The organism is Haemophilus sp. Marseille-P9675 (genome assembly GCF_916862695.1).
Classification (GTDB): domain Bacteria; phylum Pseudomonadota; class Gammaproteobacteria; order Enterobacterales; family Pasteurellaceae; genus Haemophilus; species Haemophilus haemolyticus_K.
Genome location: NZ_CAKASP010000001.1, coordinates 172,264 through 185,920, shown reverse-complemented (window position 1 = coordinate 185,920; position 13,657 = coordinate 172,264). Strand labels below are relative to the sequence as shown.

At 38.2% G+C, this 13,657-nt stretch carries 12 protein-coding genes; 4 read left to right on the top strand and 8 right to left on the bottom strand.

Going from position 1 to position 13,657, the window contains the following annotated elements; translation table 11 throughout:
- Nucleotides 1–41 precede the first annotated feature (41 nt).
- The gene (gene serS, locus LIX50_RS00885; protein ID WP_048954139.1) at nucleotides 42–1,331 is read left to right on the top strand and encodes a serine--tRNA ligase; all 1,290 of its coding nucleotides are present in this window, start codon (nucleotides 42–44) and stop codon (nucleotides 1,329–1,331) included.
- 51 nt (nucleotides 1,332–1,382) lie between these two features.
- On the opposite strand, the gene selD is transcribed toward serS, so the two are convergent.
- The 8 genes from selD to seqA form a co-directional block, all read right to left on the bottom strand.
- Nucleotides 1,383–2,423: a selenide, water dikinase SelD gene (gene selD / locus LIX50_RS00880; RefSeq protein WP_080351587.1), complete on the bottom strand. Its 1,041-nt coding sequence runs from the start codon at nucleotides 2,421–2,423 to the stop codon at nucleotides 1,383–1,385.
- A 56-nt stretch (nucleotides 2,424–2,479) separates the two neighbouring features.
- Complete coding sequence (gene lpxM / locus LIX50_RS00875; RefSeq protein ID WP_048954141.1) at nucleotides 2,480–3,436, bottom strand: lauroyl-Kdo(2)-lipid IV(A) myristoyltransferase; 957 nt, start codon at nucleotides 3,434–3,436, stop codon at nucleotides 2,480–2,482.
- A 46-nt stretch (nucleotides 3,437–3,482) separates the two neighbouring features.
- The gene (locus tag LIX50_RS00870) at nucleotides 3,483–4,250 is read right to left on the bottom strand and encodes a TSUP family transporter (RefSeq protein ID WP_048954142.1); all 768 of its coding nucleotides are present in this window, start codon (nucleotides 4,248–4,250) and stop codon (nucleotides 3,483–3,485) included.
- Nucleotides 4,251–4,267: 17 nt separating this feature from the next.
- Nucleotides 4,268–5,128 (bottom strand): penicillin-insensitive murein endopeptidase, encoded by an 861-nt coding sequence (mepA, locus tag LIX50_RS00865; protein ID WP_048954311.1) that lies wholly within the window; start codon nucleotides 5,126–5,128, stop codon nucleotides 4,268–4,270.
- 146 nt (nucleotides 5,129–5,274) lie between these two features.
- Entirely contained in the window at nucleotides 5,275–6,348 is a 1,074-nt protein-coding gene (gene aroC / locus LIX50_RS00860) for a chorismate synthase (protein WP_005638748.1), read from the bottom strand.
- Nucleotides 6,349–6,359: 11 nt separating this feature from the next.
- Nucleotides 6,360–9,698 carry a mechanosensitive channel MscK gene (gene mscK / locus LIX50_RS00855; protein ID WP_048954143.1) on the bottom strand — a complete coding sequence of 1,113 codons (3,339 nt, stop codon included), beginning with the start codon at nucleotides 9,696–9,698 and terminating at the stop codon, nucleotides 6,360–6,362.
- Nucleotides 9,699–9,714: 16 nt separating this feature from the next.
- Nucleotides 9,715–11,076, bottom strand: a complete 1,362-nt coding sequence (gene menE, locus LIX50_RS00850) for an o-succinylbenzoate--CoA ligase (RefSeq protein WP_048954312.1) — start codon at nucleotides 11,074–11,076, stop codon at nucleotides 9,715–9,717.
- A 2-nt stretch (nucleotides 11,077–11,078) separates the two neighbouring features.
- Entirely contained in the window at nucleotides 11,079–11,690 is a 612-nt protein-coding gene (seqA, locus tag LIX50_RS00845) for a replication initiation negative regulator SeqA (protein ID WP_048954144.1), read from the bottom strand.
- Nucleotides 11,691–11,759: 69 nt separating this feature from the next.
- On the opposite strand from seqA, the gene LIX50_RS00840 reads away from it, so the two are divergent.
- The 3 genes from LIX50_RS00840 to fur all read left to right on the top strand — a co-directional run bounded on the left by LIX50_RS00840 (nucleotide 11,760) and on the right by fur (nucleotide 13,635).
- Nucleotides 11,760–12,542 carry an alpha/beta fold hydrolase gene (locus LIX50_RS00840; protein WP_048954145.1) on the top strand — a complete coding sequence of 261 codons (783 nt, stop codon included), beginning with the start codon at nucleotides 11,760–11,762 and terminating at the stop codon, nucleotides 12,540–12,542.
- Between the two features lie 98 nt (nucleotides 12,543–12,640).
- On the top strand, nucleotides 12,641–13,165 hold the full coding sequence (gene fldA, locus LIX50_RS00835) for a flavodoxin FldA (protein ID WP_005646497.1): 525 nt from the start codon (nucleotides 12,641–12,643) through the stop codon (nucleotides 13,163–13,165).
- A gap of 29 nt (nucleotides 13,166–13,194) precedes the next feature.
- Nucleotides 13,195–13,635, top strand: a complete 441-nt coding sequence (fur, locus tag LIX50_RS00830) for a ferric iron uptake transcriptional regulator (RefSeq protein WP_048954146.1) — start codon at nucleotides 13,195–13,197, stop codon at nucleotides 13,633–13,635.
- Nucleotides 13,636–13,657 lie beyond the last annotated feature (22 nt).

Sequence of the window (13,657 nt, the reverse complement as noted above, 5' to 3'; positions counted from 1 at the left end):
TAAAACCATTTTCATTTCAACGAAAAAAGTAAGGAAATACCATGATCGATCCAAATTTACTCCGTAATAATTTAGCGGAAGTCGCAGAAAAATTAAAAATAAAACGTAACTTTATTCTTGATACAGAAAAACTCACCTCATTAGAAGAACAACGCAAGAACTTACAAGTCACCACAGAAAACTTACAAGCTGAACGTAATACTCGTTCCAAAGCCATTGGCGCTGCTAAAGCACGCGGTGAAAATATAGAACCATTATTGGCTGAAGTGGATAATATGGGCAACCAATTGACTGAAGCAAAAGCACAACTAGATGCGGTACTTGCGGAAATCAATCAAATTGCATTAAGTATTCCAAATCTACCAGCAGATGAAGTGCCATTAGGCAAAGATGACACCGAAAATAAAGAAATCTTACGTTGGGGTACACCGCGTACATTTGATTTTGAAGTGAAAGATCATGTCACTTTAGGTGAAGAAGCAAATGGCTTAGATTTTGCCGCAGGGGCTAAATTAGCGGGCGCTCGTTTCGCTGTGATGAAAGGTCAAATCGCCAAAATGCACCGTGCATTAGCGCAATTCATGTTAGATCTTCATACTGAACAACACGGCTATTTAGAAACCTATGTGCCTTATTTAGTGAATCACGCCACACTTTATGGTACAGGGCAATTACCAAAATTTGGCGAAGATTTATTCCATACTTTAGCCTTAGAAGGCGAACAACCTTACGCATTAATTCCAACTGCAGAAGTGCCCGTCACTAATTTAGTGCGAGACGTGATTATTGATGAAGCAGAATTACCAATAAAAATGACCGCACATACCCCATGTTTCCGTTCAGAAGCAGGTTCTTACGGTCGTGATACTCGTGGTTTAATTCGTATGCACCAATTTGATAAAGTGGAAATGGTACAAATCGTTGATCCAGATAAATCAATGGAAGCACTTGAAGAATTAACCAGTCACGCAGAAAAAGTATTGCAATTATTAAATTTACCATACCGTAAAGTTTTACTTTGCACAGGCGATATGGGCTTTGGTTCTTGCAAAACTTACGACTTAGAAGTTTGGGTGCCTGCACAAAATACTTATCGTGAAATTTCTTCTTGCTCAAATATGTGGGATTTCCAAGCCCGCCGTATGCAAGCACGCTGTAAAGCAAAAGGCGATAAGAAAACGCGCTTAGTACACACATTAAATGGTTCTGGCTTAGCTGTTGGTCGTACTTTAGTAGCCGTGCTTGAAAACTATCAAAATGCCGATGGTTCAATCGCTGTGCCAGAAGTGTTACGTCCATATATGGGCGGATTAGACGTTATCGGAAAATAATCCTTCTATAAAATAAAAAAGCGTGGATTTTAAAATTTCCACGCTTTTTTATTAAGCTATTTCAACAACGACATCGGATTCTGATTTAGGGTTTAATTCCCCCACTTCATATAAATCAATCCCCGCTTCTTTGGCTATTTCAATGACCGTTTGAACGCTATTAGGCTCAACTGCCACTAATAAACCGCCTGATGTTTGAGGATCACACAAAATCGCTTTTTGTTCTTCTGTCAATACCCCAACTTTATGCCCATAACTGTCAAAATTACGCCCTGTTCCACCAGGTACGCAACCTTGAGCAATATAATCTTTTACACCGTCCAAGGTTTTAATTTTGTCCGAAAAAACTACCGCACTTAAATTTGAACCTTCACAGATTTCAATTAAATGACCAAGTAAACCAAATCCTGTGACATCTGTCATTGCTGTTACGCCCTCCACTTGGGAGAATTGGCTGCCAATAGAATTCATTTGGCACATAGCGACCGTGGCTAAACCTTGATGTTCTAGCTTAAGTTTTCCTTTTTTCTCCGCCGTCGTCAAAATACCAATACCAAGCGGTTTCGTCATATAAAGCTTACAACCTGATTTTGCAGAAGCATTACGTTTCACTTTTTCAGTGTCAATCACACCTGTCACGGCTAACCCAAAAATAGGTTCAGGCGAGTCAATGGAATGTCCTCCCGCCAAAGCAATACCCGCTTGATGGCAAGCAAAGCGACCACCATCAACGATTTTCTGTGCAACTTCTGCAGGTAATACATTAGTTGGAAAACCTAAAATTGCAATGCCCATAATCGGCTTACCGCCCATGGCAAAAATATCACTGATGGCATTAGTTGCGGCAATTCGTCCAAAATCAAAAGGATCATCCACAATAGGCATAAAAAAGTCGGTGGTACTGATAATTGCAGTTCCATTACCAAGATCATACACCGCTGCATCGTCTGCTGTTTCATTGCCGACGAGCAAATTTGGATCATAAAATTTTTCCAGTTCTGAATGTAAAATTGTCCCTAACACCTTAGGCGAAATTTTACAACCTCAACCCGCACCATGACTGTATTGCGTCAGCCGAATTTTTTCTTCCATTTTTATTTACCTTGTTGAATATCCATTTTTGAGAATATGACTTTCAAACCCTATTCTTAATCATAAAGATCTTCGCCATCTTTCCTTGTACGCAATAATTGCAAAATCCAAACATATTGCTCTGGCGCTGGCGTAACAAAAGATTCTATTTCTTCGTTCATTGCTCGAGCTGATTGTTCAGGATCATCACTTAAATTCATTGCTGAATGAATTTCCATTTCATATTTACCAGTTTCAGCGTTATAACGAGGAAACATTGGAATGACCACGGCTTTAGAAAGTTTTGCCATTTTATTTAATCCCGGCAATGTCGCTTTATAAGTCCCAAAGAAATCAACAAATACGCTTTGCTCGGCTCCAAAATCTTCATCGGGTAAATAATAACCCATTTCGCCTTTACGGACATGATTTAAAAAAGGTTTAATACCATTTTGGCGGGCATGCATTTTTCCACCGAAACGTTGACGTGTAATCGTCCAAAGCCAATCCACCAATGGATTACGGTGTGGATTATACATAGAAGTCATTGGCATGCCTTGAGTGTGCAAAATAATGCCCGAGGCATCAATCGCCCAGCCATGTGGCACCATAAGAATAATATTCTGGCCTTCAGCTTTTGCCTGTTCGATATGTTCAAGACCAATAAATTCGCTACGTTTTTGCAAATGTTTCTTTGAACGGATAGCAATCTCACCAATACCAAACATAACTTGTGCAACAACCGCAAACATTTTATCAATGACTTGCTCACGTTGTTGTTCAGTCCAATGAGGGAAACAATATTGCAAGTTAGTTTGTGCACGCGTACGCTGTTTCTTTGCTTTATGCCCAATCCATACACCTAATTTTCCAGCAAATTTATCGCGCAAACGAAAAGGCACAAATGCTAACAACAATAAAAAGAAAATACCGAGCCAAATTCTCCAATATTGAGGCTTTAAATACGACCATGAAAAGTGCGCTTCATAGCCCACTCTCGCCGTCAAACGTAAATTTTGTTGATTATCCGACATAATAAAATGAAATTAATTTTAACCGCAATTTTGAGTGCTTTCCGAACTAAAAATGAAACCAGCCTTGATCGTAAACCATTTTAGCCGTCATCATAAAAGACATGATAACAACCATAGGTCGAATCAAGGTTTTACCTTTCGTCATCACCATTTTGGCGCCTAAATTTGCGCCTAAAATACTCCCAGCCATCATCACGAATCCCACTTTCCAAAGAATTTGTCCCCCCAATAAGAAAAGCGCAAAAGAAGCAAGATTCGAAGTGAAATTCATCACTTTTGCATGTGCCGTCGCTTTCGGGAGATTAAATCCTAGCAAAGTAACACAGGCTAAACTCATGATTGAGCCAGTTCCTGGACCAAAGAAACCATCATAAAAACCTAAAAATGGGCTAACTAAAAGACCAAATAACATGTAACTTAAACGCTGTTTACGATCTTCATAACCTAATTTAGGGGTAAATAAAAAATATAGACCAATAGCTAAAATCAAAAAAGGCAGAATTTTTTTGAAAATTGCTACATCAATTGATTGAATTAACAATGTACCTAAGGCAGAACCTAAGAAAACCCAAATCAAAATAAACCAAATATCGCGTAAATTGACCGCTCTTTTTCGCAAGAAATAAAGGCTTGCTGATAATGCGCCTCCCATAGCTTGCAATTTGTTAGTGCCTAACGCCATTGCTGGTGGCATACCTGTCATGAGCAACGCTGGAATGGTGATTAATCCACCACCGCCAGCAATTGCATCGATAAATGATGCGACAAAACCAACACAAAACAATATTGCTAAAAGATCAATGCCGATATCCATATTAATTTACCTTAATTCTATTCTAACCATTCACTCCGATTCGGTGAGTTCAAAATTTGTTGGCACAAAAACGGCTCAGGTGGTGTAACTTTAGGTTTGCTCACTGAAGCACCTGGTTTTGGTGGTTCAAACCAAGAATATAATTCGTCTCCACAACCATCACCGGCAGGCACTGGGGCTTGATTTTCACAATAAGGCGCATCTGCTGGGCAAGTTAAACGAACATGAAAATGAGAGTCATGTCCATACCAAGGACGAACTTTGTGTAACCAATCACGATCATTGCCAGCGGTTTGGCATAATTTTACCTTAATCGCAGGATTAACAAAAATACGTGTTACGCTTGGATCTTGCGCGGCTAACTTGATTAACATCGCATGATTGCTATTCCACACTCGCTCATCTACTCGTTGTGTATTTCTATCCACAACTAATAAACCTTTGCCATCAGAGTTCAGCGCATCGGCGTCTGACATTTCACCCATTCTTAACCAAATATCTGCATCTAATCCCATCTGATGGCTAGCATGGCCAGTTAAAAATCGTCCGCCACCAGGCATGGCAATATCGCCTACTAACATCGTTGGCAACCCAGCAGCTTTAGCGCGTTGTCCCAAACGTTTAAGATACTGAATCATATTTGGGTGGCCATAATAGCGATTGCGATTCATACGAATCACTTGGTAACCTTCCCCTTTCGGCGGTAATGCTTGCGCCCCAATAATACACCCATTGGTATAACTACCAATAGGTTTTGCTTTCCCATCGTCACTTGGAATGGGACGTTTCACTTTTTGCCAATCTAGAGGAGAGGCAACAACGTTAATAGAGAAAAGTGCGGTAAAAATTATGGATGTTTTTAATAAAATTTTATTCATTCTAATATTATCATCAATAGTTTCATCGTCGATAAATATACCCACGATAAAAAATAACTCCCCTTTGAGGAACATTCATTGCTCAAAGGGGTAACATCAAAGCTTATCTATGAGATAGCGACCTAGCCTTAAATATCACATTAAGATCACTTACACTGCGCCTTAAAACGTAATAAATGATCTAATAAGACAATCGCCATCATGGCTTCTGCGATGGGTACAGCACGAATACCCACACAAGGATCGTGTCGACCTTTTGTTACAACCTCTACGGCTTCACCATTAAGATTGATTGAACGACCAGGAATAGTAATACTTGAAGTCGGTTTTAGTGCAATCGTGGCGATTATCGGTTGACCAGAACTAATTCCCCCTAAAATGCCACCTGCATGATTGCTTTCAAATCCATCGGGGGTCATTTCATCACGATGTTCACTTCCACGTTGCTCAACCACCGCAAAACCATCACCAATTTCGACGCCTTTTACTGCATTAATTCCCATTAATGCATGGGCAAGATCCGCATCTAAACGGTCAAATACTGGCTCACCTAATCCGACTGGAACATTTTCAGCGATAACGGTAAGTTTAGCGCCAATAGAATCCCCTTCTTTTTTAAGTTCACGGATCAATTCATCGAATTTTTCTACCGCACTTTCATCAGGACAAAAGAATGGATTGCTGTTTACCTTTTCCCAATCAATGTCTCCGATGGTCTGCGGAGCAATTTTCACATGACCAATTTGACTTAAAAAACCCCGCACTTCAATACCAAAATGTTCGCGTAAATATTTTTTCGCAATCGCTCCCGCTGCAACCCTCATCGCTGTTTCACGTGCTGACGAACGCCCACCGCCACGGTAATCACGGATTCCATACTTTTGCTGATAGGTAAAATCTGCATGACCTGGGCGGAAACGATCTTTAATATCACCATAATCTTGCGAACGCTGATCACCATTTTTAATGATCATCCCAATACTTGTGCCTGTCGTTTTTCCCTCAAACACACCAGATAAAATTTGAACTTCATCATCCTCACGACGCGGCGTAGTATATCGAGATGTCCCTGGTTTACGACGATCTAAATCTGGTTGAATATCTTTCTCAGATAATTCGAGATTTGGCGGTATCCCATCAACGATACAGCCTAATGCAATACCATGTGACTCCCCAAAGGTTGTCACACGAAAAAGTTGTCCGATTGTGTTACCTGCCATATTATTTCTCTTTAATTAGTTTTAGTTAATTTTTCCATATTAATAAATGGAATCTCTTCACCCGTGTCGTTATTTTTAATAAAGATATCCAATTGATTGAAAGCAATGTCTATATTATTTTCTTTAAATAATTGATTTACACGGCGATTTAATAAATCTAGCGTATCATTACGATCTGAAACCTGTCCGACATAAACTCGTAACTCATGGTCTAAAGTGCTTGCACCAAAATTTAAAAACAACGCTCTTGGCTCAGGCTCTTTTAAAACGCTCGGCAATTCATTAGCAGCTTGTAACAACAAACGTTTTACTAATTCTAAATCGGAGTTATAAGCAACCCCCACAGATATAACTAAACGAGTAATGGTATTTGATAATGCCCAGTTCGTCACTTGCCCTGTTACAAACGATTTATTCGGCACAATCACTTCTTTTCTATCAGGATCAATCATTGTAATTGCACGAATACGGATTTTCGCTACCGTACCGGTGACACCATTTATGGTAACGGTATCGCCCACTCGAATTGGGCGTTCAAACAATAAAATAATCCCAGATACAAAGTTTGCAAAGATTTCTTGCATACCAAAGCCCAAACCAACTGAAAGGGCTGCAAACAACCATTGCAATTTAGACCACGACATGCCTAATGTAGCAAATGCCCACGCCCCGCCAACCGCAACTAAAACATAAGTTAATAATGTAGTAATAGTATAAGGCGTGCCTTGTGAAAGTTTAACCCGTGAGAAAATTAGTACTTCTAAAATACCTGAGATATTGCGTACTAACACATAAGTAATCCCTACAATAACCAAGGCAACGAGAAGATTAAATAAAGTGATACTTTCCATCACTGTGCCAGCTTCAGTAGTTGTTGTTTGCTGCCATAAGGTAACTTCACGCAAATAACTTGCCACCGTTACAAGATCTGACCAAACATAGTAGAAAATGCCAAACAAAGCAGTCCAAATGAAAAGATCCGCAAAACGCAATAATTGGCTACGCACTTCATTCAGCGCTAAGCCTTCTTCTTTTTCATTAAGAACAAGCTCATCGGATGTTGATCCTTCATTGATGCTTGCCCGTTTCTGATTACGTTTTTCTTCTAAACGGCGATGAGCCAAGCGACGAGAGGATACAGTAATACCACGATAAATCACTTGACGAATTAACCACCACACACACCATGCGATATAAGAATTAATCAGATGCTGTATTAAATTCAACGCAGTGTAATAGTATCCCAAGGCAACTAATATCACTAAGCCAACAGGAATAATCTGTAAACCGAATTGAACGATTTTGACAATAATGTGGTTATGGCTTTTTTTCTCATCTTCGTAAGAACGTAACACATTTTTGAAACGTGGGGCGATGATAATAATGCAGAACAGCAATGAAACTATTGTATTCACCTGTCCAATCACATCATTTGCTAACCCATAATCGGTCACGTTACTAAATACTGATGTATTCAGTAACAACACAACCGCTACAACAATACGTTTAATTACACTTTGAAAACGCACCGCACTTTGTTGAGAAAATTCAAAGTGATGGACAAAAATCCCATTTGGGCGGAATAAAGAAAGCCAAAACGTGAAGAACCACCAATAGCCCGCCATACTAAACGACCAATCCCAAAACTCAGTTGGATTTTTCACAAAAAAGAAACCAATCATTTGACAAATGGCTAAAAACCATAATGTCCCTGAAAGAGTTAAAAATGCAGTCAATAATATAGCTAATGGAGTATTCCATTGATTGTCATATTTCAAACGATTAATTTCACTATTAATTTTGGCTAAACGCTGTTTAATACGTTCTTTAAAGCGAAAAATCGCACCGCCTACAACAAACAGAGCAAAGAAATACATCAGCAAATAAGGTAAATTACTATAGTTGGTTGGAAAACCAATTTTCTTCACAATACCATCTACTTGAGCAACAAATATATGTGGTAATTCACTAAACCAATCTAAATTAATAGGATTATTACTTTTAACCCAAAAACTTTGTTGATCTAATTTAGCTTGGACTTGATCACTTATTTGAGTAATTTGCTGCTGAGTAAGCTCTAATGAAATAGCTAAATTAAGCTGGCTATTCAATGATTTAATTAAGTCAGATAAAACTTTCCGACGCTCAGTTAATAAATTCGTTAATTGAATCTTCTCTGTATTACTAAATTTTTCGCCTTCATCTGATTCTACTTTAAGAATATAAGCATCTAAATCGTAAAGCTCATTACGTTTTTGAGTAATATCAAAAATCTGAACCCTCAAATCCGCAATTTGTTTTGATAAACCTTGAATATTTAAATTAGTTGGTAATTTTTGTTTTTGTTGCTGAATAATACGAGAAAGTACCAATGTACCTTGTAAAGCGCTAATTTGTTCATCAATCGTATGTTGAGTTTGAGTAAGACTCTCCAACACATTACGCATTCTCAAGTCATCTTGCGTCAAGATATTAGTTTTCTCAGTTTGTTGTAGCAAATATTGACTCAAGTCCGCATTACGCGCCAATTCTTTCTGAATATAGGCATTTTTTGCACTATTTAGTTGCTGTTGCTGAACTTGTTCCACTTGGTTTTGAGTTTGCGCTAAGTTTTTCTGATTAATCACTTCTTGGATCGCCACAATTTGTTGCTGTAGCACCTGTAAACGAGCATTTAACAAATCATAGCGACTTTGATAAAGCAATGTCAGCTGATCACTATTTTTCAATAAATCTTGGTTGTAAGCGTTTTTTAAATCAATCAGCTGTAATTCTATTTGATTTTTTTGACGTAAAGTTTTTGTAAGATTGCTATCGGCTAATTGTTGATTAATTTCTTGTGTACGTTTCAAATTCTCAGTAAGACTGGTTTGTGCACGCTCAGATACAGAACTTTGCCCCGCTAATTGAGTATTCGCTTTACTTAGTGCTGTTTGCGTTTCCTGCTGTTGAGCACTAAGTTTGCTTAATGCAGCCTGTAAATCTGCTAAATTTTGTGCTTGATAATCGACTGATTTAGATTGTTCTAACTGCTTCTTAAACGCTAATAAATCCGCATTATTTTTTTTAATTTCACTGTCAGCATGGGCTAAAACATCATGTAAATCTTCATTATTTTTTTGTTGAGTTTGAATGAGTTGCAATAAATCTAAAGAGGTTTGCAATTCATTAATAAGTGCTGTTTTTGCACCACCATCAGCCATTTTTTGCACATCAGCCAAATCTGCGGTGAGCTCTTGCTCCGTAGGTAATAATATATTGCTTTTATTTGCAGCCAATGCTGGATGCACCATCGCCCAACCAATTAAAGCTGTAGCTAAAAGTGCGGTGAAAAAACGTGATGTTTTCATAATTTACCTGTATTTTTTATTGTTCGTTTATTTGTTTTGCTAACCAATCGGCAAGCACTTTACGTGATATTTTTATTGCGCCAGCAGATAGATCTACTGGCAATTCATAATAAGCTATTGGCTGTTTAAAACGAGCCAATTTATCTTGTAAAAATTCAGTGAGTTTTTCGACCGCACTTTGATTAAAGGGTTCATTCAAAGCAACAATCGCAACTGGGCGATAGCCAAATTCATGATCGGCTTTAGGTAAAACAAAAACTTGTTTCACCATAGAATTTTTCAGCATCACTTGCTCTATTTCTTCTGGCTGAATATTTTCACCGCCAGAAATAAACATATTATCAAGTCGTCCGATAATAACCAGCTCGCCCTCTTGCAAAATACCTTTATCTTTTGTCTGAAGCCAGCCGTCACTACTCGTTAATGGAAAAATTTGTCGTTCTTTCCAATACCCCATTGCCAAACCCGCGCCTTTTAGCCAAACTTCATCGTGCACCAAACGATATTCTCGACCTAATAACGGTTGGCCTACGCCTTGTTTTTCATCAGATTTTTTGGCAAAAACCGTAGACGCCATTTCTGTCATGCCATAACCAGAATACGTTTCGATACCATATTTCACCATTTTTTGTGTAAGTTCTGTCGGAATATGCGCACCGCCCAGTAAAATATGGCGTGTAGCAAATGAAATGCTCGGATTTTTCTGTAAATAATCTAATAAACGCTGTAATTGTGTTGGTACAAGAGAAACGTGAGTCGCCTCCAATAATGAAGCGTAAAAATCCGTTTTCGGAAAATGCAATTCAGCACCACAACTCAACCAACGCCAAACAATACCTTGTCCTGAAACATGATATAACGGCAAGGAAAGTAGCCAAGAATGTTCGCTATCAAACTTCATCAATTCGCATACGCCCTTCGCATTATCTAAATGCGCTTGAACATTATGTACTACCGCTTTTGGCAAACCTGTCGAGCCAGACGTGAGCGTCATTGTCGCAGGGCGAAAGAAATCAGCTTTTTGGATTACAACATCGGCTTTTGGCAAATCCCTCAAATCTTCATCATAAAAACAAAAATCGATGTGATGAACTTCACACAACTCAGCAATTTTTTCTTGAGGGAAAGCCGGATTAATACCTAGAATTTTTGCACCAAATTGGATTGTGGCAAGATATAAAAATAAAATGTTTTCTGTATTTTTTCCAATAAAAGCAACCGCACTTTCAGGATTTACACCTTTATTTTGTAAAAAGGAAACAGTTTGGTTCACTTTCTCGGCTACTTGCGCCCAATTAAAAATATCGCCCTGTGCAGTGCGCAAGGCGATTTTATGAGAAAACTTAGGTTGGATAGCAAATGCTTGCCAAGGATACATCATTAATTTACCGTGAAATATGCCCGCACTTCGTCAATTAAACTTTCAGGCAAATCCATTGATTGCATTGCGCCTTCCAACATCAGCATTTTACGACCGCTGTTTGTATTAGTAATAACCCAATAAGGCGTATCTGGAATTTGTTTGGGTTTTGTATGATTGCCGGTCATTAACAATGTCGCTTCATCACGCGCAAAATAAACTCGAGTACGGCCTTGTAAAGATTCTGTGGCTTGTGCAAAACTCTCAGGATTAGTGCGATAAAGCACGCGTAGAATAGCTAAGAAACGCGTAACAGCTTTGCCTTCTTCTTGAAATTCTGTCGAGTTCAACAACGTTTGAACTTTTTCTACGATCTGATTAATCGCAGTTATCGGCTGTTTTTTGGTCGGTTTTACACTTTCTGACTTAGCAGGTTCAGTCAGTACTTCCACTTTTGATTCTGTTTTTTCGTTATTTTCAGCCGGAACAAATGTTAAGTCATCGGCGAAAACACTCGCATGTGCCGGTAAATTAAGCAAACGGCGTAAAATATCCGAAGCACTTTCCCCAATAGAGCGGGTTTGGCTCGCAATGTATTGGTATAATTCTTCATCAACTTCAATGATCTTCATTTTTTTCTCTCTGTTTGCTAGAATTTTTTTAATTATAGCGACTTCTTTACAAATTCTCACGCAAAAATTATGGCAAATTCATTGCTCAATTATCAATTTAATCAAGTAAAACAAACGATTAATTCTCCAACTTTAGTTTTTATTCATGGTTTGTTCGGGGATATGAATAACCTTGGCATCATCGCCAGAGCTTTTAGCGAAAATTACAATATTTTACGCGTAGATCTGCGCAATCACGGACATAGTTTTCATTCGGAAAAAATGACTTATCAACTTATGGCTGAAGATGTTATTGCAGTCATTCGCCACTTAAATTTACCCAAAGTGATATTAATTGGCCATTCTATGGGGGGAAAAACCGCCATGAGAATCACCGCACTTTGCCCTGAATTAGTCGAAAAATTAATTGTAATTGATATGTCTCCCCTGCCTTACGAAGGATTTGGACATCAAGATGTGTTTAATGGCTTATTCGCTGTAAAAAATGCAGCCCCTCAAACTCGTCAAGAGGCAAAACCACTCTTAGAAAAGGAAATTGACGATCAGGATGTTGTGCAATTTATGCTGAAATCTTTTGAGCCCAGTTCACCTAATTATTTTCGCTTTAATCTCACCGCACTTTTCAATAATTACGCTAACATTATGGATTGGGAAAAGGTACATGTACTCACGCCGACGCTGTTTATTAAAGGCGGAAATTCTTCTTATATAAAAATAGAGAATAGCGACAAAATTTTAGAACAATTTCCTCATGCGACGTCTTTTACTATTAGTGGTTGTGGGCATTGGGTGCATGCTGAAAAGCCTGAATTTGTTATACGTGCGATAGAGCGGTTTGTAAATAAGAATTAATTAATTTAAATGAGAATACTTTTGTAGTATACTCCCACATAATTTAGGGTATATCCCCTATTTATAATCAATTCATTAAATTTTAAAAGGAAAGAAAAATGGCAGTTGTTGGTCTATTTTATGGCAGTGACACAGGCAATACCGAAAACATCGCGAAAATGATCCAAAAACAATTAGGTAATGACTTAATCGATATTCGTGATATTGCCAAAAGTAGCAAAGAAGATATTGAAGCATACGATTTCTTACTTTTCGGTATTCCGACTTGGTATTACGGTGAAGCACAAGCTGACTGGGATGATTTTTTCCCAACGTTAGAAGAAATCGATTTTACAGATAAACTCGTAGGTATTTTCGGCTGTGGCGATCAAGAAGACTATGCTGATTATTTCTGTGATGCTATCGGCACCGTGCGTGACATCGTAGAACCGCACGGCGCAATCATTGTGGGTAACTGGCCAACTGAAGGTTATACTTTTGAAGCATCAAAAGCATTATTAGAAGATGGGACTTTCATTGGGTTGTGTATTGATGAAGATCGCCAACCTGAACTCACAGCAGAACGTGTAGAAAAATGGTGTAAACAAATTTACGATGAAATGTGTTTAGCCGAGCTCGCTTAAAATTTTTCACATAAAAGGAAGGGAACTTTATGTCTGAAGAAAACATTAAATTACTTAAAAAAGCTGGATTAAAAATTACTGAACCTCGTTTAACCATTCTTGCTTTAATGCAAAATCACAAAAATGAGCATTTTTCTGCAGAAGATGTATATAAGATTTTACTTGAACAAGGTAGTGAAATTGGGCTTGCAACGGTTTATCGTGTACTTAATCAATTTGACGAAGCACACATTTTAATCCGTCATAATTTTGAAGGAAATAAATCAGTATTTGAATTAGCTCCGGTCGAGCACCACGATCACATTATCTGCGAGGATTGCGGAAAAGTATTTGAATTCACTGATAATATTATTGAGCAACGCCAACGCGAAATTAGCGAACAATATGGTATTAAATTAAAAGCTCACAGTTTATACCTTTACGGTAAGTGTAGTGACATCAATAAATGTGATGAAAACTCAAATAAATAATCTCAGCAAGGCGACTAAAAGT

What these genes read in the sequence shown, in the direction of transcription:
- serS (WP_048954139.1), top strand. Translation starts at nt 42, where the DNA reads ATGATCGATCCAAATTTACTCCGTAATAATTTAGCGGAAGTCGCAGAA.
- lpxM (WP_048954141.1), bottom strand. Translation starts at nt 3,436, where the DNA reads ATGTCGGATAATCAACAAAATTTACGTTTGACGGCGAGAGTGGGCTAT.
- LIX50_RS00870 (WP_048954142.1), bottom strand. Translation starts at nt 4,250, where the DNA reads ATGGATATCGGCATTGATCTTTTAGCAATATTGTTTTGTGTTGGTTTT.
- mepA (WP_048954311.1), bottom strand. Translation starts at nt 5,128, where the DNA reads ATGAATAAAATTTTATTAAAAACATCCATAATTTTTACCGCACTTTTC.
- aroC (WP_005638748.1), bottom strand. Translation starts at nt 6,348, where the DNA reads ATGGCAGGTAACACAATCGGACAACTTTTTCGTGTGACAACCTTTGGG.
- mscK (WP_048954143.1), bottom strand. Translation starts at nt 9,698, where the DNA reads ATGAAAACATCACGTTTTTTCACCGCACTTTTAGCTACAGCTTTAATT.
- menE (WP_048954312.1), bottom strand. Translation starts at nt 11,076, where the DNA reads ATGTATCCTTGGCAAGCATTTGCTATCCAACCTAAGTTTTCTCATAAA.
- seqA (WP_048954144.1), bottom strand. Translation starts at nt 11,690, where the DNA reads ATGAAGATCATTGAAGTTGATGAAGAATTATACCAATACATTGCGAGC.
- LIX50_RS00840 (WP_048954145.1), top strand. Translation starts at nt 11,760, where the DNA reads ATGGCAAATTCATTGCTCAATTATCAATTTAATCAAGTAAAACAAACG.
- fldA (WP_005646497.1), top strand. Translation starts at nt 12,641, where the DNA reads ATGGCAGTTGTTGGTCTATTTTATGGCAGTGACACAGGCAATACCGAA.
- fur (WP_048954146.1), top strand. Translation starts at nt 13,195, where the DNA reads ATGTCTGAAGAAAACATTAAATTACTTAAAAAAGCTGGATTAAAAATT.